Here is a 25,930-nt window from a genome sequence, read left to right as displayed (position 1 = left end):
CGGTACGTCTTTACCTCCCCCTTGTAGGGAGGTCGGACCGCAGGTCCGGGTGGGGGTCGGCGCCGCCCCCCCACCCCGCTGCTTCGCAGCGACCCTCCCCACCAGGGGGAGGGTAAGAAGCGGCAGGGCGATGAGGGGCAGCGCGACGCCAGTGCATGGGGCTGCATCGTGATTTCCTCCCAGTCCAATCGTCTCTCCACTGGCGGCCTCCTCGATCGTTCGTCACCGCTGAGCTTCCGCTTCGATGGCAAGACGTTCTTCGGCTTCGAGGGCGACACGCTGGCGTCGGCGCTGATCGCCAACGGCGTCAAGCTGGTCGGCCGCTCGTTCAAATACCACCGTCCGCGCGGCATTCTGACCGCTGGCTCGGAAGAGCCCAACGCGCTGGTCGAACTGCGCACCGGCGCACGCCGCGAGCCGAACACCAAGGCCACGACCGCCGAGCTCTATGAAGGGCTTGAGGCCGCCAGCCAGAACCGCTGGCCGTCGCTCCATTTCGACGTGATGTCGGTCAACCAGCTCTTCGCGCCGATCTTCGTCGCCGGCTTCTACTACAAGACCTTCATGTGGCCGGCGAAATTCTGGGAGGCGATCTACGAGCCGGCGATCCGCCGCGCCGCAGGCCTCGGCCGCGCCGCCGGCGTTGCCGATCCCGACCACTATGACAAGGCCTGGGCGCATTGCGACGTGCTGATCGCCGGCTCCGGCCCGACCGGGCTTGCGGCGGCCCTTGCCGCCGGCCGCTCCGGCGCCCGCGTCATCCTGTGCGAAGAGGATTTTATCCCCGGCGGCCGCCTGCTCTCGGATGGCGGCACGATCGACGGGCTGCCGGCAGCCGAGTGGCTGTCGCGAACCCTGGCGGAACTCGAGGCAATGCCCGATGTCCGCATCATGACCCGCACGACGCTGTTCGGCGTCTACGATGGCGGCACCTATGGCGCGATCGAGCGGGTCAACGACCATCTGCCCTCGCCGCCCGAGCACCAGGTGCGCCAGCGCATGTGGCGCATCGTGGCCAGGCGTTGCGTCGTCGCGGCCGGCGCCCTCGAGCGGCCGGTCGTCTTTGCCGGCAACGATACGCCCGGCGTGATGATGGCTTCGGCCATGCGGACCTATGTCGCGCGCTATGCCGCCGCGCCGGCAAAACGCATCGCGCTGTTCACCAACAATGAGGATGGCTGGCGCACGGTCGAGACAGTACTCGGCGCAGGCTTGCAGATTGCGGCGGTCATCGACGCACGGCCTGACGTCTCGCCCGCCCATCGTTCGCTCGCCTCGAAGAGCGGCTTCCCGGTGCTGCATGGCGCCGTCAGCCGTGCGGACGGCGGCAAGGACGGTGTGAGGAAAATCTCCGTCTCTCTCACCGGCGGCGCGCGAGCCGAAGTGGAAGCGGACGGGCTTGCGGTCTCCGGCGGCTGGAACCCGGCGGTCGGGCTCACCTCCTATCATCGCGGCCGGCCGAAATGGCGCGACGACATCGCCGCCTTCGTGCCCGACGGCGCGCCTCCCGGCATGGTCGCCGCCGGTGCAGCCAATGGCTCGTTCGGTCTCGGCGCCTGTTTGGCGGGAGGGTTTGCAGCAGGCGCGGCGGCCGCGCTCGACGCCGGGCGCAGCGGCAAGGCCGGCACAGCGCCAACTGCCGATGACGAGGCGTTCTCGTTGACGCCGCTCTGGCATGTCGCCGGCAAGGGCAAGGCGTTCGTCGACCAGCAGCACGATGTCACAGCTTCCGACATCGAACTGGCGCAGCGCGAGGGCTTCGAGTCGGTCGAGCATCTGAAGCGCTACACGACGCTCGGCATGGCGACCGACCAGGGCAAGACCTCCAACGTCGCCGGCCTTGCCATCATGGCCGCGGTGTCGGGCAAGTCCATTCCCGAAACCGGCACGACGATCTACCGCCCGCCCTATGTGCCGGTCGCGATCGGCGCCTTTGCCGGCCATCACCGCGACGAGACTTTTCACGCCACAAGGCTGACGCCCTCGCATCACTGGGCCGCCGAACAGGGTGCCGTCTTCGTCGACACCGGCCTGTGGAAGCGCGCGCAATGGTATCCGCACACGGGCGAGAAGGACTGGCTGGAATCAGTCACACGCGAGGTCAAGACGGTGCGTTCCGGCGTCGGCTTCTGCGATGTCTCGACGCTCGGCAAGATCGACGTGCACGGCCCCGATGCCGGCGCCTTCCTCGACCGCGTCTACATCAACACCTTCTCCAGCCTCGCCGTCGGCAAGGCGCGCTACGGGCTGATGCTGCGCGAGGACGGGTTCGTCTACGACGACGGCACGACCTCGCGGCTGGCCGAGGATCATTATTTCCTCACCACCACCACCGCCAAGGCCGGACTGGTGATGCAGCATCTCGAATTCTGCCGGCAGGTGCTGTTCCCGAAACTCGATGTGCAACTGACCTCTGTCTCCGACCAGTGGGCGCAGTTTTCGGTCGCCGGGCCGAAGACGCGTGATCTGCTGAAGGAGATCGTCGATCCGGCCGAGGACCTGTCGAACGAGGGCTTCCCCTTCATGGGTGCACGCGAAGTCGCGCTGCGCGGCGGCATCAAGGCGCGGCTGTTCCGCATCTCTTTCTCCGGCGAAATGGCGTTCGAAATTTCGGTGCCGGCGCGCTATGGCGAGGCGCTCGTGCGCAATCTGATGCTGGCCGGCAAGCCGTTCGGCGTGACGCCATACGGCACCGAGGCTCTTGGCGTCATGCGCATCGAAAAGGGCCATGTCGCCGGACCGGAACTGAACGGCACGACCACGGCCGCCGACCTCGGCCTGGGCAAGATGATGTCGACCAAGAAGGATTTTGTGGGCCGCATCATGGCCGGGCGCGAGGCACTGGTCGCGCCGGACCGGCAGGTCGTCGTCGGCATCAAGCCGACCGACAAGGCGCGGCGGCTGCGCTCCGGCGCGCACATCGTTCCGAAGGGCCAGACGCCCGGACCTGATAACGACCAGGGCTATGTCACCTCAGTCTGCTTCTCGCCGACATCGGATCAATGGATCGGGCTTGCTCTCGTGGAACGTGGTCGCGAGCGTATCGGCGAGACCGTGCGCGCGCACGATCCGCTGCGCGCAGAGGAGTATGATGTCGAACTGTGCAATCCCGTCTTCTACGACCCGGATGGAGGGCGCCAGCGTGGCTGAATTTACCTGGGATGCGCGCAGCCCTCTCGACCGCACGCTGGTCGTCGGTCCGCATGGCGCGCAGGGCGATACCGGCGTTTCGCTGACCGAGATCCGCAATTTCGACCTCGTGCAAGTGATGGCACGCCGCGGCAAGGCGGGTGACCTGGCCAGGGCTGCGACGGCGTGTTTCGGCATTGCCGGTCCGGATGCGCCCAAGGCGGTGCGGATTGCGGACGCCACGCTGATCTGGTCCGGGCCGGATCAGTTTTTCGTGCTGTCGAAGAGTGGCAAGCACGGGATGAAGGCGCTTGCTCCTCTGCTTGCCGGATCGGCTTCGCTGTCTGACCAGTCGCATGCGCGGGCGCTGATCAGCATCTCCGGTGACAAGGCGCGGGCGATGTTGGCCAAGCTTTCATCGCTCGATCTGTATGCCGGTGTGTTCGCGGTCGGCTCTGCCGCCGCAACCTCGATGGATCACACCAGCGTCACGCTCTGGCGTGGGAATGATCGGGCGGACGGACAGGCGGTGTTCAACGTTCTGGTCTTCGCGACCTTTGCCGAGAGCCTGTGGCACACGATGCTCGATGCGGCGGCGGAATATGGTGTGGATATCAGCCATTCCGAGGAAGTGACGTAGCCTTGCGCACGCCCTTCCCTTCTCCCCTTGTAGGAGAAGGTGGCCTCGCGGAGCGAGGTCGGATGAGTGGTGCTCCAGCTTGGCAATGACGGCACGCCGTCACCCACCCCCTCAACCGTCTCGGCGCTGGGCACTGATCCACCGCCCTGGGGCGAGCCACGGATCTCGCCCCGTCCTTCGGACCCCACAAGGGGAGAAGGAAGAACCTGCCCCACCACCGCCTTGCCAAACCCACCCGCACTGCTATTCTTGCTGCTAAAATAATTTCACGCACAGGCAAACTTGTTTCTCGAACCGCAAGGCTGAGATGAGCCAGTCGCCCTACCCTGCCGTCGCATCCGGACCACCCCGGCCGAGCCTGATCCTGCGGCCCGGCCAGATCGCGCTGCCGCCGGGCATGGAGCGCTATACGGTCCAGGGCAATGGTGCGGTGCTGATCGAGGTCGAGGCCGGCGACACGATCACAGTGCGCAATGTCGAGGGCGGCCAGGCTTGCGAACTGCTGGCATGGGATGGCACCGGTGCGACCGATCCCTCCATCCTCGGGGAAAAATCCAACAGCAATGCCGCCGGCATCAAGGCACTGCTTGCCGAGGGCGATGACAGCCTCGCGTCCCTGCGGCGCGGGCTCGCGCGCCGGCAGGTGCAGCTCGACCAGGCCAAGGCGGTGCGCGTATTCGGCGGCGCCACGCCGGCCGGCACCGAACAGGCTTTCACCATCGTGCGCGTCGGCTCGGTGGTGATCGCCGCGCCCGGCGGGCCGATGCTGGTCGACGGCCATGATACGGCGACGCCGCTTACTGTGATCGTGCGGCGTGCCACCATCCGTCCGGCGGCGAAGTCCCAATTGGCCGACCCGCTCGCCGATCCGGTGCTCGACCTGCGCGTCCATTCGGCGACGGCGGAATCCTATTTCGTCAAAGCCGGCGACTATCTGCAGATCATCGACGTCGACGGGCGCCAATGCACCGACTTCCAGTGCTTTTCGGCGCGCAAGCTGGACAAGGGGCTCGACCATCCGCTCGATGTGACGACAACACGCACGCTGATGGGATCGAGCTATCCGATGCCGGGGCTGCACTCGAAATATTACGACCAGGACATGGAGCCGCTGGTCGAAGTGGTGCAGGACACATGCGGCCGGCACGACGCCTTCGCGCTCGCATGCGCCGCCAAATATTACGATGACATCGGCTATCCCGGCCATGCCAACTGCTCGGAGAACTTCAACCGCGCGCTGTCGGACAAGGGCGTCACACCACGCGCCGGCTGGATGGCTATCAACTTCTTCTTCAACACGGCAATCGACGCGCATGGCGTCATGGTCTCCGACGAGCCATGGTCGCGGCCAGGTGACTATGTGCTGCTGCGGGCGCTGACCGACATCGTCTGCGTGTCCTCCGCCTGCCCCGACGACACAACGCCGGCCAATGGCTGGGACCTGACCGACATCCATGTGCGCACCTATTCCGGCCAGCACAAATTCTCGCGTGCGATCGCCAGACGCATGACGCCCGATTCGGAACCGAAAATGACCCGCGAGACCTCCTTTCATTCGAGCTTTGCCAAGCACACCCGCGACTTCGTCGAGTACAGGGGCTATTGGCTGGCCAATTCCTTCGCCAGGGAAGGCGCGATCGCCGAGTACTGGGCCTGCCGGCAGGACGCCGTGATCATGGACCTGTCGCCGCTGCGCAAATTCGAGGTCACCGGCCCGGATTCCGAAGCGCTGCTGCAATATACGCTGACCCGCGACGTCAAGAAGCTCGGCGTGGGCCAGGTCGTCTATTCCGCCATGTGCTACGAGCATGGCGGCATGATCGACGATGGCACGCTGCTCAGGCTCGGCAAGGACAATTTCCGCTGGGTCGGCGGCGACGATCTGTCCGGCGAATGGCTGCGCGAGACGGCGACAAAGCTCGGCCTCAACGTGCTGGTGCGCTCGTCCACCGACCAGATGCACAATATCGCCGTGCAGGGGCCGAAGAGCCGCGACATCCTGAGGAAGGTGATCTGGACCTCGCCGCTGCAGCCGTCGATCGAGGAACTGGAATGGTTCCGCTTCGCCGTCGCGCGCATCGGCGGCGGCAATGGCGTTCCGGTCGTCGTCTCGCGCACCGGCTATACCGGTGAACTCGGCTACGAGATCTGGTGTCATCCGCGCGACGCCGAAAAGGTCTTCGACGCGATCTGGGCCGCCGGCCAGCCGCATGGATTGAAGCCGATGGGCCTGCAGGCGCTGGACATGGTGCGCATCGAGGCCGGGCTGATCTTCGCCGGTTACGAGTTCTCCGACCAGACCGACCCGTTCGAGGCCGGCATCGGCTTCACCGTGCCGCTGAAGTCCAAGACCGACGACTTCATCGGCCGCGAGGCGCTGATCCGGCGCAAGGAGAACCCGCAGAACAAACTGGTCGGGCTCGACATCGATGCCAACGTCGCGGTCGGCCATGGCGATTGCGTGCATGTCGGCCGCGCCCAGATCGGGGTCGTCACGTCGGGCATGCGCTCGCCGGTGCTGAACAAGACCATCGCGCTGGCGCGGCTCGATGTCACCCACGCCGCCATCGGCGCGCGAGTTGAAATCGGCAAGCTCGACGGCCACGCCAAGCGGCTGCCGGCGCGAGTCGTGGCCTTCGCCCATTACGATCCGCAGAAGACCAGGCCGCGTTCCTGACCGCGGCCTTCCGGGCATACGGGATTGCCCATCGGCGGCGCCGCGGGGCACATTTGTGCGCCCGCCCGCAAGCGTGATGTGCACGGCGCGACAAAACGCTTGACGTGAAAGCGCGCCGGATCAATCTTCACTCCTAAGAAAAAAATACGACTGAGTGGAAACACTGAAGTCGCGGCGATATTGGCCGGGAGCAAGCTTCGCACAGCCGAGGCGTCGCCGGCGGGGAACATCAAAAAGGGGAATTCACCGACATGAGCACCATAAGCACAGTCCTGGACCAGCCTGCCGAAAGCAAGCTGCTCAGGCATATCGACTGGCGCGGCGCCTTCTGGGTGGCGAGCGGCGTCCCGGCCCTCGTCCTGTTCTCGATCGGCGGCATTGCCGGCACGACCGGGACGCTCGCTTTCCTGATCTGGACGGTGTCCATGGTCATGGGCTTCCTGCAATCCTTCACCTATGCCGAGATCGCCGGCCTGTTCCCGAACAAATCGGGCGGCGCCTCGATCTACGGCGCCACCGCCTGGCTGCGTTACTCCAAGTTCATCGCGCCCTTGTCGGTGTGGTGCAACTGGTTCGCCTGGTCGCCGGTGCTCTCGCTCGGCTGCTCGATCGCCGCCGCTTATATCCTCAACGCGCTGGCGCCGGTGCCGATCTTTACCGACACGTCGCCCGAGGTCGCCGCCTATGTCACGGCACATGCCGGAACAAGCGCCGCCGACGCCATTACCGCGGTGACCGCGGCGGCGACCCCGGCGATCCGCACGTGGTCGGCGTTCAGCCACACGCTGGGTCCGGTGTCCTTCACCTTCAACGCCACCTTCTTCATCGGCGCCGTGCTGATGCTGATGATCTTCTCGATCCAGCATCGCGGTATCCTGGGCACCGCCAATGTGCAGAAATATATCGGCCTGCTGGTCATCGTCCCGATGCTGATCGTCGGCGTCGTGCCGATCTTCACCGGCCAGATCAACTGGGCCAATTTCTCGCCGCTGGTTCCCTTGGCCGCCGCCTATGCGCCAGAGCCCGGCGCCTGGAACATCGCCGGCTGGACTCTGGTGCTCGGCGGCATGTTCATCGCGGCCTGGTCGACCTACGGCTTCGAGACCGCCGTCTGCTATACGTCCGAGTTCAAGAATCCGGGCACCGACACCTTCAAGGCCATCTTCTATTCCGGCCTGCTCTGCATGCTGCTGTTCATCCTGGTGCCGTTCACCTTCCAGGGCGTGCTCGGCCTCAACGGCATGCTGGCGACGCCGATCGTTGACGGCTCAGGCGTGGCGGATGCTCTCGCCGGCATGGTCGGCGGCGGCGGGCTTATCCACAGCCTGCTGGTGATGCTGATGATCCTGGCGCTTGTGCTGTGCATCATGACGGCTATGGCCGGCTCCTCGCGCACGCTCTACCAGGGCTCCGTCGACGGCTGGCTGCCGCGCTACCTCAGTCACGTCAACGAGCATGGCGCGCCGACGCGGGCGATGTGGACCGACCTGTGCTTCAACCTGATCGTGCTGGCGATCGCCTCGGCCGACGCGACGAGCTTCTTCTTCATTCTCGCCGTATCCAATTGCGGCTACATCATCTTCAACTTCCTCAACCTCAATGCCGGCTGGATCCATCGCATCGACAACGGCCATATCGCGCGGCCATGGAAGGCCCCGACGTGGCTCTTGGGGATCGGGGCGATCTTCGCCTATGTCAACGCGATCTTCATGGGCGCCGGCGCCAAGGTGTGGAACCCGATGGCGCTGTGGGCCGGGCTGATCACCGCGGCGCTGATCATCCCGGTGTTCTGCTTCCGCCATTACATCCAGGACGGCGGCAAGTTCCCCGACCACATGCTGGCCGACCTCGGCATGGCGGGAGCGGACCTCTCGGTGAAAAAGGCGGGCATGCTGCCCTATCTGACGCTGGTCGCCGGAGTGGCGGTAATGCTGATCGCCAACTGGTTTTTCGTCATCTGATTGCCTGACGGGCAAGCGGCCTTCGGCTCCGCAAGAACAGAAATTGGCCGGTCTCAAATGAGACCGGCCGATTTGGTTCATTCAGCCGCCAAAGCGAGTTGCGGCCTCTCGACGCCTTCGACGGTTTCCGGTTCGGGCGTCTGTTCGTCGGTCGGCACCTTCTTTCGCTCACGGCCGAAGAACAGGGCGTAGCCAGCGGGCAGCACCAGGATGGTGAGCACGGTTGCAACCAGAATGCCGCCCATCATGGCGTAGGCGAGCGGCCCCCAGAACACGCCGCGCGAGATTGGGATCAGCGCCAGCACCGCGGTCATTGCCGTCAACACGATCGGCCGGAAACGGCGCACAGCCGAGCCGATGATCGCTTCGGAGCGTTCCATGCCTTTCGCGATGTCCTGGTCGATCTGGTCGACGAGGATGATGGAGTTTCGCATGATGATGCCGAGCAGCGCGATGACGCCGAGGATGGCGACGAAGCCGAACGGCGCGCCGCTGATCAAAAGGGCCGCGGCCGCACCGATGATGCCGAGCGGACCGGTGGCCAGCACCAGCATCGCCTTGCCGAAATGCTGCAGCTGGACCATCAGCAATATGACGATGACGGCCAGCATGATCGGCGCCTTGGCGGCGATGGAAGCCTGGCTTTCCGCCGAGTCCTCGGCACCGCCCTGGATCTCGATCTTGTAGCCCGGCGCAAGCCCGTCGCGCAGATCCTTCATGTCGTTGTACATTTTGGTGACGACATCGTTGGACTGCACGCCGTCGGGCAAGGTCGCCCGCACGCTGATGGTCGGCAAGCGGTCGCGCCGCCACTCGACGCCTTGCTCCAGCACCGGCACAACCTTGGCCACCTGCGACAGCGGCACGAAGCCACCGAAATCGGTCGGGATGTAGATGGAATCGACCGAGGACAGCAGGGCGCGGCTGGCATCCGGTTCGCGGGCGACGATGGACACCGTTTCTTCGCCGTCGCGGAAGTCGCCCAGCGGCGCGCCGGACATGGACGCCTGCAGCATCTGGCGAATGCGTTGCGAGGTGACGCCCAGCGCGCGGGCGCGGTCCTGGTCGATGACCAGCTTCATCGCCGGCACAGGTTCCAGCCAGTCGTCGTGGACGGCGCTGAGCAGCGGGTTGGCCTGGAATTTCGCCTTCACCTGGTCGGCAATGCGCCGCACTTCCTGGCGGTCCGGGCCCATGACGCGCATCTGCACCGGCCAGCCTGTCGGCGGGCCGAGGAACAAGCGGTCGACCTTGCCGCGGATGGAGGGGAAGTCCTGCGCCAGGATGGTGCGCAGCTTGACGATCAGCCGCTCGCGCGCCGGCTCGTCATTGGCCATCACAAGAAGCTGGGCGAAGTTAGGATTCCTGAGCTGCTGGTCCAGCGGCAGGAAGAAGCGCGGCGCGCCTTCGCCGATATAGGTGGCGATGAAGCGCTTGTCCTTGTCGTCCATCATCTTGGCTTCCAGCGCCTTGGCCTGCGTCTCGACTTCCTTGATGCTGGTGCCTTCCGGCAGCCAGAGATCGACGAGGATTTCCGGGCGCGACGATTGCGGGAAGAAGTTCTGTGGAATGAACTGGAAGGCCCACAGGCTGGTGGCGAAGGTCACCAGCGTCATCGTCAGCACGATGATGCGATGGCGCACGGCCCAGGTAACGGTCGAGCGAAGCCGGCGATAGAAGCTGGTGTCGAAGACGTCGTGGTGGGAGCCGGCATGCTTGCGCTGCTTGAGGATCATATATCCCAGCCATGGCGTGAAATAGACCGCCACGAACCAGGACACGACGAGCGCGATGCCGACGACGTAGAACAGCGTGCGGACATATTCGCCGGCGGTGGAGGCGGCGAAGCCGACGGGAATGAAGCCGGCGGTGGTGATCAGCGTGCCGGTCAGCATCGGGAAAGCGGTCGAGGAATAGGCGAAACCCGCCGCCTCGATCTTGACCAGCCCCTCCTCCAGCTTGCGTTCCATCATCTCGACGACGATCATGGCGTCGTCGACAAGCAGGCCGAGCGCGATGATCAAGGCGCCGAGAGAAATGCGCTGCAGGTCGATGCCGATCTCGTACATGATGGCGAAAGTGGCGGCCAGGACCAGCGGGATGGCGATCGCAATGACAAGTCCGGAGCGCCAGCCGATCGACAGGAACGAGACGACGAGCACGATCAGCAGCGCTTCGCCGAGCGCATGCATGAACTCGCTGACAGCGTCCCTGACGACCTCGGGTTGGTCCGATATCTGGTCGACGGAGACGCCATAGGGCAGCGCCTCCTCGAATCGCTTGTAGGTCGCCTCGACGTCCTTGCCGACATCGGTGACGTTGAAGCCCTTGGCCATGACGACACCGAGCTGGACGCTCTCGTGGCCATTGAACCGGTACTTGCGCTCGAAAGGATCCTCCAGCCCCGAGCTCACGGTCGCGATATCGCCAAGGCGCGTCACCTGATTGCCGGCGCGCAAGCGCAGCTCGCGAATGTCGGCCGCCCTGGTGACGTCGCCCTCGACCGAAATGCGGACGGAGCGCAGGCCGGTGTCGACAGAGCCTGCCGGGTCAACATTGTTCTGTCCCTTGATCGCGTTCTGCAGGTCAGTCAGCGTCAGGCCGCGCTCGGCCAGCGCCTTGGACGAGACGTCGATATAGATCTTCTCGGGCTGGTCGCCGATGATGACCGCCTTTTCGACGCCGGGCGTCGTCAGCAGCATATCGCGGGCCTGGATGGCGAACTTCTTCAATTCGGGATAGCTGAAGCCATCGCCGCTGATCGAATGCAAGGTGATGAAGGTATCGCCGAATTCATCGTTGAAATAGGGGCCGAGCAGGCCTTGCGGCAGATCGCCTGCTATGTCGCCGACCTTCTTGCGCACCTGATAGAAGGCGTCGTTGACCTGGGCCGCATTGGTGTCGCCCTTGATCTGAACCGTGATGATGGCGCTGCCGGCGCGCGTATAGGAGCGCACGAAGTCGAGATGCGGCGTTTCCTGCAGCTTGCGTTCGATCTTGTTGACGACCTGGTCTTCCATCTCCTGGATCGAAGAACCCGGCCAGATCGCCTGCACGACCATGACGCGGAAGGTGAAATCGGGATCTTCCTTCTGGCCCATGCGCATCAGGCCGAGCGCACCGGCAAGGATGATCAGGCCGAACAGGAAACGTGCGATGCTCGGATGCCCGATCGCCCAACGCGAGAGGTTGAAAGGCCGCTTTTCAGTGTTGCTGTCGGTGGTCATGGCGCCAGTCCAGTCCAATTGATCTGCAGGGCAGGTTCATCATGCCGTTCATGCGTTCTTCGTCTGGCTTCCGGGCGGCGAAGCTCCCTCAAGCGGAGAGACTCGCATCGCGTGTGACGCGACAATGATGCGGGGGAGCCATCTTGTCGGCGTCTCGACGATCGGGCGCCTGCCGCCCGGAAACCATGGCCTGCCCGGTCTTGCGGCTCGCGCCGCCAAGACAGGGAAGGGTTTCGTTGTGCCTGGCTGTCAGCGCAGGCTGCTGGTGGCAGCGTCTTCCGCCGCCGAGGCGGACTGCTGGAGACTGTCGCCGGACAGCTTGACCTTCAGATTGTCGGTCATGAACTGGGTGCCAGCGGCAACCACGACGTCGCCCTGCTTGAGGCCGTCGGCAACCGCGACGCCATCGGCGGTGAAGTTCGCGATCTTGACCGGACGCGAATGCACGGTGTCGCTGCCGCGGTCCACGGCCCAGACGATCTTCTGGCCGTCCTTTTCAGCCAGAGCGCTGAGCGGGATCGAGACCAGCTGGGTCTTGCTGTCGATCGAGGCCTGCACGTTGGCGGTCATGCCGAGCAGCACGCGCGGGTCGTTGGGGAGCGAGACGCGAACGGCGAAGGTACGCGACTGCGGGTCGGCGCTGCCGGCAACTTCGCGGACCTTGCCGGCAAGCGTCAGGGCATCGTCCGCCCAGAAGCTTGCCTTGACCTCCTTGCCCGGCCTGAAGCCGGCAATATCCATTTCCGGTACCGCGATCAGCACTTCCTTCTCGCCATCGACGGCAACCGTCATCACGGGCGTGCCGGCACCGACCACCTGGCCGACATCGGCACTGACCGCGGTGACGATGCCGTTCTCGCTCGCCTTGAGGTCGGTATAGTGGACCTGGTTCTGAGCCTGGGCGAGGGTCGAGCGGGCGGCATCGCGCGTCGCGACCGCCTGGTTGTAGGCCAGCGTCGCCTGCTCGAGCTGCGATTTCGGCGCGAAATTCTTGGCATAAAGCTGCTCGGCGCGCTTCCTGGCGAGATCCACCGTCTCGACCTGGCGCTCGGCGGCGTCAAGGCTCGCCGCGGCGCTTTTGACCGAAAGCTCGTAATCGGAGGGATCGATGCGGGCGAGGACGTCGCCCGAGGTGACATGCTGGCCGATGTCGACGAGCCTCTCGGTGACCTTGCCGGCAACGCGGAAGCCGAGATTCATCTCGGTGCGAGCACGCACCGAGCCGGAGTAATCGAGCTGGCGGGTGGTCTGCGCCGCGCCGATCTCGACGACCTTGACGGGGCGGATGATATCCCTGACCTCCGCCTTCTCCTGGGAACAACCGGCCAGGCCGAGTGCCGCGACGATCAGGCCGGCAACGGGCAGCCAGCGGATAATGGAATTGGACGAAGACACCTTAGCACTCCCAAACTGGAGATTGACTGTCGTTGCCGGCGCCCGGCGGGCGGCGGCTATTTCTTCAAGGCCTTGATCGCATAGTCGATGAGGTCGTCGGGCATTGCCCGGTTGGTCTTGGCAAGACACTGGGCCACCATCTGCGGGTGGCACAAAATGACCGTGGCGGCGCCGAAGCAGCGCGACGCAATCACCGGATCCTGTTCCCTGAATTCGCCGGCCGCGATGCCCTCGCGGATCACCTCGGCAAAAAGATCGTGGATACTGTCGACATGCTTGTCGATGACGCCCCAATCGCGCTCGAGAGCGACGATGACCATCTCATGGACCTTCTGGTCGTCGAGCATGACCTCCATCGTCATCTTGTACTGCGCGTGCACGTAGCGCCGCAGCCGTTCCTCGGCGCTGATCGGCAAATGCATGATCTCGTAGGCCATCCTGTAGCTGGCCCCGAGCATCCGGCCACAGACCGCCTGGTGGATTTCGACCTTGGACGCAAAGAAGCGATAGATGTTGGCTGGCGACATGCCGAGTTCGCGGGCAATGTCGGCGACATTGGTCTTGCCGTAGCCATAGTGCCGGAACAGGCGCTCGGCGCAATCGAGAATGCGCGTTACATTCTCCTGGCGAGCGGCATCGGCGACGAGGTTGGCGGTTTCGGACATAGCCTCTTTCGATTTACTAGTGATGAATTTTGATTTTCGTCACTCGTAAATCGAAAGGAACGCGATGTCAACGCGGATTCGGCGTACGCGTACAAAATGGTGACAGATGGTGACAGTGAGGGGGGTGGCTCGCCTCGCACTTCGTCATCCCAGGGTGGAGCAGTCGCGAAGCGACGTCGCGGAAATCCTAGGATCCATGCCGTGGCCTTGCGGCCGTGCTCCGGCAGTCGAGGATGGCTGCTGTAGGCTACAGTAACTTCCTGATCCACCTCATTTTTTGACTGACATCAGGGCATGGATCCTAGGGTCTGCGCCGCGTCGCTTGGTCCTTGCTTCCCCCTGGGATGACGAAGTCACAAGGCCCGCCGCAAATTGTCGAGGTCATGGCAAGAGCGGCCATGCGGCCTACGCCTCCTTCGCCATCTCCCTTAGCCGGAATTTCTGGATCTTCCCCGTCGAGGTCTTGGGGATCTCGGCGAACACCACCGCTTTCGGCAGCTTGAAGCGGGCAAGCAGCGCGCGGCAATGCTCGATGATCTCTGCCTCGGTCGCCGTCTTGCCAGGCTTCAGCTCGACATAGGCGACCGGCACCTCGCCCCATTTCTCGTCCGCCCGCGCCACCACGCCGCAAGACGCAACGGACGGGTGCTTGTAGAGCGCGTCCTCGACCTCGATCGAGGAAATGTTCTCGCCGCCCGAAATGATGATGTCCTTGGAGCGGTCCTTGAGCTGGATATATCCATCCGCATGCATGACGCCGAGATCGCCGGAGTGGAACCAGCCGCCGGCGAACGCCTCGTCGGTGGCCTTGCGGTTCCTGAGATAGCCTTTCATGACGATGTTGCCGCGAAACATGACCTCGCCGATGGTCTGGCCGTCGGCGGGCGTCTGCGTCATCGTTTCGGGATCCATCACCGTGAGGCCTTCGAGCGCGGCGTAGCGCACGCCTTGCCTGGCCTTCCTCGTGGCCCTCTGCCCCTTCTCAAGATGGTCCCATTCATTGTGCCACTCGTTGACCACCGCCGGGCCGTAGGTTTCGGTCAGGCCGTAGAGATGCGTGACGGCGAAGCCGGCATCGGCCATGCCGGTGAGCACCGCTTCCGGCGGCGGCGCGGCGGCCGTGTTGAAGGTGACGGCTTGCGGGAACTGGCGCTTGTCCTCATCCCTGGCATTGATCAGCACCGACATGACGATCGGTGCGCCGCACAGATGGGTGACGCCATGGTCGGCGATGGCGTCGTAGATCTGCTTCGGCCGAACCCAGCGCAGACAGACATGGGTGCCGGCCTGGACGGCCAAGGTCCACGGAAAGCACCAGCCATTGCAGTGGAACATCGGCAGCGTCCACAGATAGACCGCGTGCTTGGCCATGCCGGCATGGACGGTGTTGGCGTAGGCCATCAGCGCAGCACCCCGATGATGATAGACGACGCCTTTCGGGTTGCCTGTCGTGCCCGAGGTGTAGTTGAGCGAAATGGCGTCCCACTCGTCGTCTGGCATCGACCAGGCGAAATTCTCCTCGCCCTCGGCAACGAAGGCCTCGTAATCAAGAGTGCCGATGCGACCACCCTTCGGATAGGGAGCGTCCGCGGCGTAGTCGGGATCGTCACAGTCGATGACCAGGGGCTTCACCTTGGCCAGATCGAGCGCTTGCCGAACCACTCCGGAGAATTCGCGATCGACAATAAGCACCCTGGTCCCGGCATGGTCGAGCTGGAAAGCGATCACGGCGGCGTCGAGGCGAGTGTTGAGCGAATGCAGCACCGCCTTGGTCATTGGCACGCCGAAATGCGCCTCCAGCATCGGCGGCGTGTTCGACAGCATCACCGTCACCGTGTCGCCCTTGCCTATGCCGCGCCTGGAGAGCGCCGAGGCGAACTGCAGCGAACGCCGCCAGAAATCGCGATACGTCACGCGCTGCCGGCCATGGATGATGGCGACATGATCGGGATAGGTCTTGGCTGCCCGCTCCAGATAAGTGAGCGGCGTCAGCGGCTGGTGGTTGGCAGCGTTCCTGTCGAGATCCTGTTCGTAAGGGTTGCCCATCCTGTCCTCCCCGTATCTCCCTTTGCCGACATGTTCTAACCACAGGCTCGGGCCGCGTCACCAGCAATGATGCCACGACAAAGCGCGTCTGGCGCAATGATGGTCTAGATTTGCCGCGCGTAAAGGCATCGCGTACCTCCGCGCGGTTTGACTTTTGTCGAGAGCCGTGACTAATGTCAGCCGAGGAGAAGGCATGGCAATCCGACCGGCAGAACAACTTATCCACAAGGCCGCCTGGCTCTATTATGCGCATGGCCTGCGCCAGGACCAGGTGGCGAGCCAGCTTAACATTTCCCGCGCCTCGGTTGCCATGTATCTGCGCAAGGCGCGCGAGACCGGCATCGTCAACATCTCGACCTCGACCCAGCTTTTCACCGACGACGTCATCGCGCGCAAGCTCGAGGATGCACTCGGTCTCGACGCGGTCTGGATCGCGCCGGAAAACGGCCATATCGCCGATCCCGCCACCGACATCGCGGTGCTGGCGGCGAGCGTCTTTCTCGAACTGGTGAAAAAAGGCGACCGCATCGGCGTCGCCTGGGGACGCACCGTCTACATGATCGCCGACATCATGTCCTACGCCGATCTCCAGGATGTCACCGTGGTGCAGCTCTGCGGCAATCTCGGCGCGCCCTATTCCTATCGTCCCGACCAGTGCACGATGGAGATCGCCCGGCGGCTCAACGCCAAGGGCATCAATTTCTACGCGCCGCTCGTGCTGACCACCGAAGAGCTGGCGCGCGGCCTGCGCGCCGAGCCTGTAATCCGCGAACAGCTGTCGAGCATCCACGAATGCGATCTGGCGCTGTATTCGGTCGGCGCCGTCGATGCCGACAGCCATCTGGTCAAATGCGGCGCGCTGACATCAGACGAAATGGCCGACCTGCGCAAGGCGGGCGCGGCCGGCGTCATTGCCGGGCAGATCATCGATGCCGAGGGCAAGGTGCTCGACTGCGGCTACAACCGGCGGGTGATCTCGGCGGAGCTTTCCTCGCTGCGCGCCATTCAGAAGCGGCTGATGGTGGTGCAGGAGAACAGCAAGTTCGAACCCCTGCTCGCTGCGATCGCCGGCGGCCTTTGCACGCATCTGGTGGTCGGCGCCGATATGGCGCAGCGGCTTCTGGATCATGCCGGAGCGCCAGGCAAAAAGGTATCCTAGAGACCATTCCTGCCGCGCCCGTCATCAAGGCGTCGTGGCATTCCTGTTTCACCACTATGACAGCAACTGGACGAAGCTAATGAAGAACCTGTGGAATGACGGCGACGCGGAGAAGATGGTTGCCGACTATGCAAAGAAAGGCGTCGGACGCGATCTCGCGCTGCGCGTCTACACGACGCGCCTGCTGGGCGGCGAACCGCGACTGGTGCTGCATGGCGGCGGCAACACTTCCTGCAAGACCAAGGCGACCGACCTCGTCGGCGACGAATGGGACGTGCTGTGCGTCAAGGGCAGCGGCTGGGACATGGCCGTCATCGAGCCGCAGGGCTTGCCGGCGGTGAAGATGGGCGCGCTCATCAAGGCGCGCGCGCTGAACAAGCTCTCCGACGAGGACATGGTCGCGCTGCAGCGGGCGAACCTCATCGATCCGTCCTCGCCCAATCCTTCGGTCGAGACTTTGCTGCATGCCTTTCTGCCGCACAAATTCGTCGACCACACGCACTCGACCGCCATCCTGGCGATCGTCGACCAGGAAGACAGCAAGCCGCTGGTGAAGACGGTGTTCGGGGCCAAGATGGGTTACGTGCCCTACATCATGCCGGGCTTCGACCTCGCCAAGGCGGCGGCCGATGTTTTCGACGCCGACCCTGATGTGGAAGGACTGATCCTCGACAAGCACGGCATCTTCACCTTCGGCGACGACGCCAAGCAGGCCTACGACCGGATGATCCATTATGTGAATGTCGCCGAGGAGTATGTAGCCAAGCATGCCAAGCCCAAGGCGGCAAAGGCCGCCCTTCCGGCGAAGCTCGCGACGCCGGCTTCCATCGCTCCTATGTTGCGCGGCGCCGTGGCGGTGGCACGCGGCGAAGGCCGCTTCGACCGCATGATCAGCGATTTCCGTACCTCGGATGCGATCGTCGATTTCATCAATTCGGCCGAGATCGCCGACTACGCCGCGCGCGGCGTGTCGACGCCGGACCTGTCGATCCGCATCAAGACCGGGCCGATGGCGGTGCCGGCGCCAGATGCGGACAAGGCCGGCGACTACAAGGCCGTCATCAAGAGCCATGTCGACGCCTTCGCCAAGGAATACCGCGCCTATTTCGAGACCAATGACGCGCTCGACGACGTCAAACGCACCATGCTCGACCCGATGCCGCGGCTGACGCTGGTGCCAGGGCTCGGCATGTTCGGCCATGGCCGCACGCTGAAGGATGCCAGGATCGCTTCCGATGTCGGCGAAATGTGGATCGAGGCCGTGCGTGGCGCCGAGGCGGTCGGCCGTTTTCATCCGCTTTCCAAGGCCGACCTGTTCCCGCTCGAATACTGGTCGCTGGAACAGGCCAAACTCGCCTCCAACAAGCCGAAGCCGCTGACCGGCCAGGTCGTGCTGATCACTGGCGGTGCCGGTGCGATCGGTGCGGCGACCGCCAAGCTGTTTGCGGACAATGGCGCGCATGCGGTGGTCGTCGATCTCGATGGCGAAAAAGCCGCTGATGCCGCGAAGAAGGCCGGCAACAATTCGATCGGCGTCGCCGCCGATATCACCGATCCGGACCAAGTGCGTGCAGCCTTCGACAGGGCGGTCGCCGTGTATGGCGGCGTCGACATAGTGGTGTCCAATGCCGGTGCTGCCTGGGAAGGCCGGATCGGCGAACTTGACGACGCGCTGCTGCGCAAGAGCTTCGAGCTCAATTTCTTCGCCCACCAGTCGGTGGCGCAGAACGCGGTGCGCATCATGCTCGAACAGGGTACCGGCGGCGCACTGCTGTTCAACACCTCTAAGCAGGCGGTCAATCCGGGTCCGAAATTCGGCGCCTACGGCGTGCCGAAGGCGGCGACGCTGTTCCTGTCCCGGCAATATGCACTGGATTACGGCGCGCATGGCATCCGTTCCAACGCCGTCAATGCCGACCGCATCCGCTCCGGGCTGTTGACCGACGCCATGATCGCCAGCCGATCGGGCGCACGCGGTGTCTCGGAAAAAGAGTACATGTCCGGCAATCTGCTCGGCCAGGAGGTGACGGCGCAGGACGTGGCGCAGGCTTTCCTGCACCACGCGCTGGCCGACCGCACAACCGCCGACGTAACGACGGTCGACGGCGGCAATATCGCGGCGGCGCTGCGGTAGCACCGTCACGCACAGCGCAGACGGCAGGCTTGCAAGAACACCCGTTTGTAGCTACATTGTGGCTCAACAGTAGGGAGTCGCAACATGGCTACGGACACGGTTGTCCGCGCTCGAATTGATGCCGCGACAAAGGACCAGGCTACCGAAGCCCTGGCGGCAATGGGACTGTCGGTCTCCGACGCCATTCGGCTGCTGCTGGTCCGCGTCGCCGCCGACAAGGAATTTCCCTTTCCGGTGAAGGTGCCGAACGCAACCACCCAAAAGGCCATGGCCGAATTGGAAAAAGGCAAAGGCAAGCGTTTCGCGTCAGCCGACGAATTGTTCAAGGATTTGGGCATCTGACATGCCGACGCCCGTTCACTCCGGGCAATTCCGCAGGGACGTTAAGCGCATGGAGAAGCGTGGCAAAGACCTCGCTAAATTGCGCGAGTTGTTGGGCCTGCTCATCGCCGGACTGCCGGCGCGTTATAAGGATCACCCCTCTAAAAGGCGACTGGAAAGACTATCGGGATGCGCATGTAGAACCGGATTGGCTCTTGATCTACCGCATTGCCGACGATGAGCTGCGGCTTGCCCGCACCGGCTCCTACTCCGATCTGTTCAACGAATGAAGACAGCAAAAAAGCCGCCTGCAGTTGCTGCAAGCGGCTGTTCCAAGTGTGAGCGAATTGCAATATCGATTGGCCTACTTCGCGTTCGGGTTCGGCATCCAGGCGGGCATGGCGACATCGGCATGGGCGAACTGCGGCAGCTTGGCCGACAGGTCCTCCATGTTCTTGATGTCCTTGTCGAGAAGGTCCCTCTGGGTGATCAGCGTCGGCGGCACGACGACGTTGTGGCCGGGGTCTTCGCCGGCCAGCAGTTGCGCCAGCGCACGCACCGAGACCTGGCCCACGACGGCCGGGTTGGTCGCGGCGGTTGCCGCCCAGGCGCTGTCGGGCTCCCGCATCGCCGCAATGTCCGAGGTCGAAATGTCGGCCGAATAGATCTTGATGTCCTTGTTCAGGCCTGCCTCGTCGACGGCGATCTTCACACCCTTGGCGAACTCGTCATAGGGAGCGAACATCACCTTGATGTCGGGATGGGCGGTCAGCACCGAGCGCGCCTGGTTGGCGACCGAGTTGGCGATCGGGTTGTCCAGCGTGCCGAACATGGCGACTTCCTTGATGCCCGAGTATTTCTTCTTCACGTCGACCCATGTTTCATTGCGGCGGTCGAGCGGCGCGATGCCCGCGACATAGACATAGCCGGCCTTCCAGCTCTCGCCATTGTCCTTGACCGCCTGCTCGAGCGCGAGGCGCGCAAGGTCGCGGTCTGACTGCTCGATCTGCGGGATCTTGGGGTTTTCGACGTTGACGTCGAAAGCGACCACCTTGATGCCGGCGTCGACCGCGCGCTGGGCGGCGTCCTTCATCGATTCCGTCAGGCCGTGCTGGATGATGATACCCTGCACGCCAAGCGCGATGGCCTGGTCGACCATGTCGGCCTGGAGGGCGGCGTCCTGGCGGCTGTCGAGCACGCGCAGGTCGACGCCGAGGGCCTTGGCCTGCGCCTCGACGCCGGACAGATAGGCCTGGAAGAAGTCACCGGTCGAGAGATAGCGCACCAAGGCGATCTTGACGCCTGGCTTGTCGAACGGCGCCGGGCGATCGGCAGCCAGGGCCGTCCCCTGCATCAGCAACGCCGCGCCGGCGAGCCCGAGCGCTGCCTTGCCCAAAAGTCTTCTTGTGATGTTCACGTCGTTTCCTCCACTTGTTGAAATGCAACCCAGCCGAAATCTATGTCCTGCCCCTGCCGGAAAGAGCGAAGGTGAAGACAAGGGCGACGACCAGAACGGCGCCCTTGATGAAATCCTGCGTGTAGTACGGCGCGTTCATCATCGTCAGGCCCTGCAGCAGGACACCGACGAAGACGGCGCCGACAGCCGTGCCGAACGCGTTCGGCTTGGCGGCGCCTAGCACCGCGTAGCCGATGAGCGCCGCGGCGACGGCGTCGAGCAGCAGATTATTACCCGAGGCGATGTCGCCGCGTCCAAGCCGGGCGGCGAGCAAAATACCGCCGATCGAGGCAAAAACTCCTGAAATGATATAGGCCCAGATTTTGTATGCCTTGACAGGCGCGCCGGCGAGTTCGGCGGCGCGCTCATTGGAGCCGACGGCATACATCATGCGGCCGAAGCGGGTGTATTCGAGGAAGAACCAGATCAGCACCGCGAGCACCGCGAGGACGACGACCGAGACCGGAACGAGATTGGGAATGAAGAAGTCGAAGCGGTGGCGGCCGAGCGCCAGGAACGCCTCGCCGAACTTGCCGTTGGCGACCGAGCCATCGGGCATGGTCATGCCGGTGGCGATCGAGCGGCCTTCGGTCGGGATGCGCTGCAGGCCGACCAGCAGGAACATCATGCCGAGCGTCGCCAGCAGGTCCGGCACGCGCATATAGACGATCAGCCAACCATTGATGAGCCCAACAATAACGCCGATCAGCAGGCAGACGATGACCGCGACGACAGCGTTCTGCTCCAGCACCACCATCACATATGCCGCAGCCATCATGGCTGACGTGGCGACCGAGCCGATCGACAGGTCGAAGCCGCCAACGACCAGCGTGGCGGTGACGCCAAGCGCCAGCACGCCGGTGATGGCGACCGACTGAAAAATGAAGACCGCGCTTTGCGGCGAAACGAAACCGTCGGCGGCGATCGCGAAATAAGCGACGAGCCCGAACAACAGGACGATGAAACCGTAGCGGATGGCGTGGTTGCGCTGCGTCATTCAGCGCCCCCGCGCGCCGCTGCCGTTTTTACCCAACTCGAACCCATGCTCTCCATTCCAATTGTCATCGTCAGCTCTTCAATTCCAGCCGGTCAAGCCGCGCGGTGCGGCAGCCCGCCGGCCACCTCGGCCAGCAGGCGATCGAGATCGATGTCCGCGTTGCGGTGTTCGCCGACAATGGTCTGCTCCGACATCACCAGGATACGGTCGGCCGTCTCCAGCGCCTCGTCGAGTTCGGTGACGAACAAAAGCGTCGCGCGGCCATTGGCGCTTGCCCTCAGCTTGGCTGCGATGTCGCGCCTCGCCGAGATGTCGACGCCTTGAAACGGCTCGTCGAGAATGAACAGGCTTGCATCCTGCGCCATCCAGCGGGCGACCATCACCTTCTGCTGGTTGCCACCGGACAATGCCGACATTTCGTCCTTCTCGGAGCGGCAGACGATGCCCAATTCCTGGATCTGCCGGCGCGCCGTGGCGCGTTCCAGGCGGCGCTTGAGCACGCCCAGGTTCGACATCCGCCTCAGGAACGGCAGGCTGACATTGCGCTCGATGTTGAAGCCGCCGACGATGCCGCTGGTGGCGCGATCCTTGGCGACGAGGAAGACGCCGGCGGCGATCGCGTCGCCAGCCGAGCGCGGCGCGTAGGGCTTGCCGTTCATTGTCATGATGCCGGCGAGAGGCCTGCGCACGCCGAACAGCGTCTCGGCAAGCGCTGTCTTGCCGACGCCGACCAGCCCGGTGACGGCAACGATCTCGCCGTCGCCAAGCGTCAGCGATATCGGCCTGGCGCCCTGGGCGATACGCAGGCCCTCGACGGTCAGCACCGCCCGGGCCGAATGCCTGACGACGATCTGGTCGAGGTGGATCTTGCGGCCGAGCATGGCATTGACCGCGCCTTCGTAGTCGAGCGGCTTCTTGTCGAAGACGCCGGACACGGCGCCGTCGCGCATCGAGACGATGCGGTCGGCAAGCCGCCTTATGTCGGACATGCGGTGCGAGATATAGAGGATCGCCACGCCTTGCGCGCGCAGCCTGTCGACCAGCGCAAAAAGCCGATCGGCTTCGGCGCTCGATAGCGATGAGGTCGGTTCGTCGAGGATCAGCACTTTCGGCTGATGTGCCAGCGCGCGGGCAATCGCCACCATCTGGCGATCGGCCAGCGAGAGATCGCTGACGCGCGCCTTCAAGTCGATCGCCAGGTCCATGCGGTCGGCAACCGCCTTGGCCTCGCGACGCACACGGACCGGGTTGAAGAGCACCGGGGCGCCACTGCCGCTCAGCCTGTCCAATGTCAGGTTGGTGGCCACGTCAAGGTCGGCGACGACACCGTCATTGATGTTCTGGTGAACGGTGACGACGCCAGCGCGGATCGCTTCCGCCGGTCTTCCCGGCGCAAAGTCCTGGCCGGCCAGGGTCATGGTGCCGCCGTCGCGCTCGTAGACGCCGCTGACGATCTTGACGAGGGTGGATTTGCCGGCGCCGTTGGCGCCCATCAGGACGGTCACTTCACCGGCATGGAGTTCGAGCGAGACGCCGCCAAGCACCTCGTTGCGGCCAAAGGATTTCCTCAGTCCCTCTACGCGGAACACGGCATTGCCGACCATGCGTTCCTCCCTGACGGTGACGCTATGGGCTACGTCGGCAATTGTCAACACGATTGACAATTGCCAGAGCGCTACCTAGCTTGGCCCCGCCGCCGTGGCTCCGCTACTATAGGGGACGAGCAGGAGAGGTGAGGATGACCGGGAAGACGCCGTTCGAAGCACTGTCGGTGGAGACGCTCGCCACGCGGCTCGGCAGCAACGAGGCGCTCACCCAGCGCATCGGCGAGGACACCAGCCGCTGGAAGGTGCGCGAGGTCGGCGATGGCAATCTGAATCTCGTCTTCATCGTCGAGGGCGACAAGGGCGCGGCTGTCGTCAAGCAGGCCCTGCCCTATGTCCGGCTGGTCGGCGACAGCTGGCCGCTGCCGCTGAAGCGTTCCTTCTTCGAATATCACGCGCTGACACGGCAGGAGGCGCGCGCGCCGGGCTCGGTGCCGGCCATCTACCATTTCGACGAGACCCAGGCGCTGATCATCATGGAGTATCTGTCGCCGCACATCATTTTGCGGCGGGCGCTGATCGAGGGCCGGCAATTGCCGAACATCGCCAGGGATATCGGGCTGTTCATGGCCCGCACCCTGTTCCGCGGCTCCGACTTCTCGATGGTGACCAAGGATCGCAAAGCGGATCTGGCGCTGTTCGCCGACAATGTCGAGCTGTGCGACATCACCGAGAATCTGGTGTTCTCCGACCCCTACTTCGACGCCAAGATGAACCGGCACACTTCGCCGCAACTCGACGCCCTGGTCGCCGAGTTGCGCGCCGACCGCGACCTCAAGGTGGAAGCGCAGCGCCTGAAGCATCTTTTCGCCGCCAATGCAGAGACATTGCTGCATGGCGACCTGCATTCCGGCTCGATCATGGTCACGGATACAGAGACCAGGATGATCGACCCTGAATTCGCCTTCTACGGGCCGATGGCGTTCGACGTCGGCATGTTGCTCGCCAATTTCTGGATGGCCTTCTTCTCGCAGCGGGGTCATGAGCAGAGCGGCAAGCGCGACGCCATGCGCGCTTATCTGCTCGATGTCACGGCGCAGACGTGGTCGGTGTTCCGCACCGAATTCTCGCATCTGTGGCGCACGGAGCGCAACGGCATGCTTTATCAAAAGAGCTTGTTCGAGGATCAGGGCGACAGGCTGGGCGCAGAACAGGCGCTCGACCATGTGCTGCACCAGATATGGGACGACCTCCTCGGCTTTGCCGGCATCGAGGTGCACCGGCGCATCCTCGGCCTCGCCCACAATGCCGATTTCGAAACCATTGCCGACGAAGACCTGCGCGCCACATGTGAAGCGAGGGCGCTGAAGTTCGGCCGCCACATCGCCGTCAACAGGCGTCATATTCACAGCATCGACGAGGTCAACAACCTGGCCGCGCTGATCGAACAGGAGAACCGCATTTGAACGTCGGCGAGCGCCACTATCGCACCATCTGGCTGAGCGACGATGGGCGCTCGGTGGAGATCATTGACCAGCGCTGGCTGCCGCATGACTTCCGTATCGTGAAGGTCGACACCGTTAATGGCATCGCCACCGCCATCCGCGACATGTGGGTGCGCGGCGCGCCGCTGATCGGTGTCACCGCTGCCTATGGCGTTGCCATGCAGATGGCGGACGATCCGGCGGATGCCGCGCTCGATGCCGTCTGGGAGACGCTCCACGAGACGCGTCCCACGGCGATCAATCTGCGCTGGGCACTGGATGAGATGCGGCGGTTCCTGCGGCCGCTGCCGACGGAACAACGCGCCGCAGCCGCCTATCGTCGCGCCAGCGAGATCGCCAACGAGGATGTCGGGCTCAATCGCGCCATAGGCGAGAACGGTCTCGCCATCATCAAGGACATCGCGGCGCGCAAAAAGCCGGGCGAAACCGTCAACATCCTGACCCATTGCAACGCCGGCTGGCTGGCTACCGTCGACTACGGCACGGCCACCGCGCCGATCTACCTGGCAACGGAGGCCGGCATTCCGGTCCATGTCTATGTCGACGAGACGCGGCCGCGCAACCAGGGCGCCCAGTTGACGGCCTGGGAGATGGCCGGCCACGGCGTGCCGCATACGCTGATCGTCGACAATGCCGGCGGCCATCTGATGCAGCGCGGCGCAATCGACATGGTCATCGTCGGCACCGACCGCACGACGGCCGACGGCGACGTCTGCAACAAGATCGGCACCTATTTGAAGGCACTCGCCGCCGCAGACAATGACGTGCCGTTTTACGTTGCGCTGCCTTCGCCGACCATCGACTGGACGGTGGGCGACGGACTTGCCGAAATCCCGATCGAGGAACGCTCCGGCGACGAGGTTTCGCTGGTGTGGGGCAAGACCGCGAGCGGCGAGATCGCCCAGGTGCGCGTCTCGCCGGAAGCGACGCCCGCGGCAAACCCCGCCTTCGACGTGACGCCGGCGCGGCTGGTCACCGGCCTGATCACCGAACGCGGCGTCGCCAAGGCCTCGCGTGAAGGGCTGAAGGCGATGTTCCCGGAGCGTGGATAGCCGGCTCTCGCAAAGGCAAGGA

The 25,930-nt window shown here is 64.1% G+C and carries 16 protein-coding genes and 1 pseudogene; 10 read left to right on the top strand and 7 right to left on the bottom strand.

Annotated elements, in window-relative coordinates:
- The first annotated feature begins 168 nt into the window (after nucleotides 1-168).
- The 4 genes from FJ940_RS05370 to FJ940_RS05355 all read left to right on the top strand — a co-directional run bounded on the left by FJ940_RS05370 (nucleotide 169) and on the right by FJ940_RS05355 (nucleotide 8,407).
- Nucleotides 169-3,150, top strand: coding sequence for a sarcosine oxidase subunit alpha (locus tag FJ940_RS05370; RefSeq protein ID WP_140555444.1), 2,982 nt, complete (start codon nucleotides 169-171; stop codon nucleotides 3,148-3,150).
- Nucleotides 3,143-3,769, top strand: a complete 627-nt coding sequence (locus tag FJ940_RS05365) for a sarcosine oxidase subunit gamma family protein (RefSeq protein WP_140655675.1) — start codon at nucleotides 3,143-3,145, stop codon at nucleotides 3,767-3,769. Before FJ940_RS05370 ends, FJ940_RS05365 begins: the two co-directional genes overlap by 8 nt.
- 307 nt (nucleotides 3,770-4,076) lie before the next feature.
- Complete coding sequence (locus FJ940_RS05360; protein WP_140655674.1) at nucleotides 4,077-6,446, top strand: aminomethyltransferase family protein; 2,370 nt, start codon at nucleotides 4,077-4,079, stop codon at nucleotides 6,444-6,446.
- A gap of 251 nt (nucleotides 6,447-6,697) precedes the next feature.
- Nucleotides 6,698-8,407: an APC family permease gene (locus tag FJ940_RS05355; RefSeq protein WP_140555449.1), complete on the top strand. Its 1,710-nt coding sequence runs from the start codon at nucleotides 6,698-6,700 to the stop codon at nucleotides 8,405-8,407.
- A gap of 77 nt (nucleotides 8,408-8,484) precedes the next feature.
- On the opposite strand, the gene FJ940_RS05350 is transcribed toward FJ940_RS05355, so the two are convergent.
- The 4 genes from FJ940_RS05350 to FJ940_RS05335 all read right to left on the bottom strand — a co-directional run bounded on the left by FJ940_RS05350 (nucleotide 8,485) and on the right by FJ940_RS05335 (nucleotide 15,740).
- Nucleotides 8,485-11,634, bottom strand: a complete 3,150-nt coding sequence (locus FJ940_RS05350) for an efflux RND transporter permease subunit (RefSeq protein WP_140559325.1) — start codon at nucleotides 11,632-11,634, stop codon at nucleotides 8,485-8,487.
- 249 nt (nucleotides 11,635-11,883) lie between these two features.
- Entirely contained in the window at nucleotides 11,884-13,029 is a 1,146-nt protein-coding gene (locus FJ940_RS05345) for an efflux RND transporter periplasmic adaptor subunit (protein ID WP_140629149.1), read from the bottom strand.
- Between the two features lie 56 nt (nucleotides 13,030-13,085).
- Nucleotides 13,086-13,694, bottom strand: a complete 609-nt coding sequence (locus tag FJ940_RS05340) for a TetR family transcriptional regulator (RefSeq protein ID WP_140497843.1) — start codon at nucleotides 13,692-13,694, stop codon at nucleotides 13,086-13,088.
- Between the two features lie 405 nt (nucleotides 13,695-14,099).
- Nucleotides 14,100-15,740, bottom strand: a complete 1,641-nt coding sequence (locus tag FJ940_RS05335) for an acyl-CoA synthetase (RefSeq protein WP_140655672.1) — start codon at nucleotides 15,738-15,740, stop codon at nucleotides 14,100-14,102.
- Nucleotides 15,741-15,933: 193 nt separating this feature from the next.
- On the opposite strand from FJ940_RS05335, the gene FJ940_RS05330 reads away from it, so the two are divergent.
- From FJ940_RS05330 to FJ940_RS05315, 4 genes and pseudogenes are all read left to right on the top strand, one after another.
- Entirely contained in the window at nucleotides 15,934-16,899 is a 966-nt protein-coding gene (locus tag FJ940_RS05330) for a sugar-binding transcriptional regulator (RefSeq protein WP_140655670.1), read from the top strand.
- 79 nt (nucleotides 16,900-16,978) lie between these two features.
- Nucleotides 16,979-19,033: a bifunctional aldolase/short-chain dehydrogenase gene (locus FJ940_RS05325; RefSeq protein ID WP_140655899.1), complete on the top strand. Its 2,055-nt coding sequence runs from the start codon at nucleotides 16,979-16,981 to the stop codon at nucleotides 19,031-19,033.
- Nucleotides 19,034-19,117: 84 nt separating this feature from the next.
- Nucleotides 19,118-19,375, top strand: a complete 258-nt coding sequence (locus FJ940_RS05320; protein WP_140497837.1) for a type II toxin-antitoxin system RelB/DinJ family antitoxin — start codon at nucleotides 19,118-19,120, stop codon at nucleotides 19,373-19,375.
- A 1-nt stretch (nucleotide 19,376) separates the two neighbouring features.
- A pseudogene (locus FJ940_RS05315) lies at nucleotides 19,377-19,644 on the top strand (type II toxin-antitoxin system YafQ family toxin).
- 74 nt (nucleotides 19,645-19,718) lie between these two features.
- Here FJ940_RS05315 and FJ940_RS05310 read toward each other — a convergent pair.
- From FJ940_RS05310 to FJ940_RS05300, 3 genes are all read right to left on the bottom strand, one after another.
- Nucleotides 19,719-20,771 (bottom strand): substrate-binding domain-containing protein, encoded by a 1,053-nt coding sequence (locus tag FJ940_RS05310; RefSeq protein WP_140655668.1) that lies wholly within the window; start codon nucleotides 20,769-20,771, stop codon nucleotides 19,719-19,721.
- A 40-nt stretch (nucleotides 20,772-20,811) separates the two neighbouring features.
- Nucleotides 20,812-21,807: an ABC transporter permease gene (locus tag FJ940_RS05305; RefSeq protein WP_140551153.1), complete on the bottom strand. Its 996-nt coding sequence runs from the start codon at nucleotides 21,805-21,807 to the stop codon at nucleotides 20,812-20,814.
- Nucleotides 21,808-21,899: 92 nt separating this feature from the next.
- Complete coding sequence (locus FJ940_RS05300) at nucleotides 21,900-23,411, bottom strand: sugar ABC transporter ATP-binding protein (protein WP_140655896.1); 1,512 nt, start codon at nucleotides 23,409-23,411, stop codon at nucleotides 21,900-21,902.
- A 134-nt stretch (nucleotides 23,412-23,545) separates the two neighbouring features.
- On the opposite strand from FJ940_RS05300, the gene mtnK reads away from it, so the two are divergent.
- Together mtnK and mtnA are read left to right on the top strand one after the other, a co-directional pair.
- Nucleotides 23,546-24,817 carry an S-methyl-5-thioribose kinase gene (gene mtnK, locus FJ940_RS05295; RefSeq protein WP_140514666.1) on the top strand — a complete coding sequence of 424 codons (1,272 nt, stop codon included), beginning with the start codon at nucleotides 23,546-23,548 and terminating at the stop codon, nucleotides 24,815-24,817.
- Nucleotides 24,814-25,908: an S-methyl-5-thioribose-1-phosphate isomerase gene (mtnA, locus tag FJ940_RS05290; protein ID WP_140559320.1), complete on the top strand. Its 1,095-nt coding sequence runs from the start codon at nucleotides 24,814-24,816 to the stop codon at nucleotides 25,906-25,908. The genes mtnK and mtnA overlap by 4 nt, the downstream gene beginning before the upstream one ends.
- Nucleotides 25,909-25,930: the final 22 nt, after the last annotated feature.

This window comes from Mesorhizobium sp. B2-3-7 (assembly GCF_006442695.1).
Classification (GTDB): Bacteria; Pseudomonadota; Alphaproteobacteria; order Rhizobiales; family Rhizobiaceae; genus Mesorhizobium.
The sequence above is the reverse complement of the archived record's forward strand: the minus strand, read 5'-3'. Positions and strand labels throughout refer to the sequence as shown.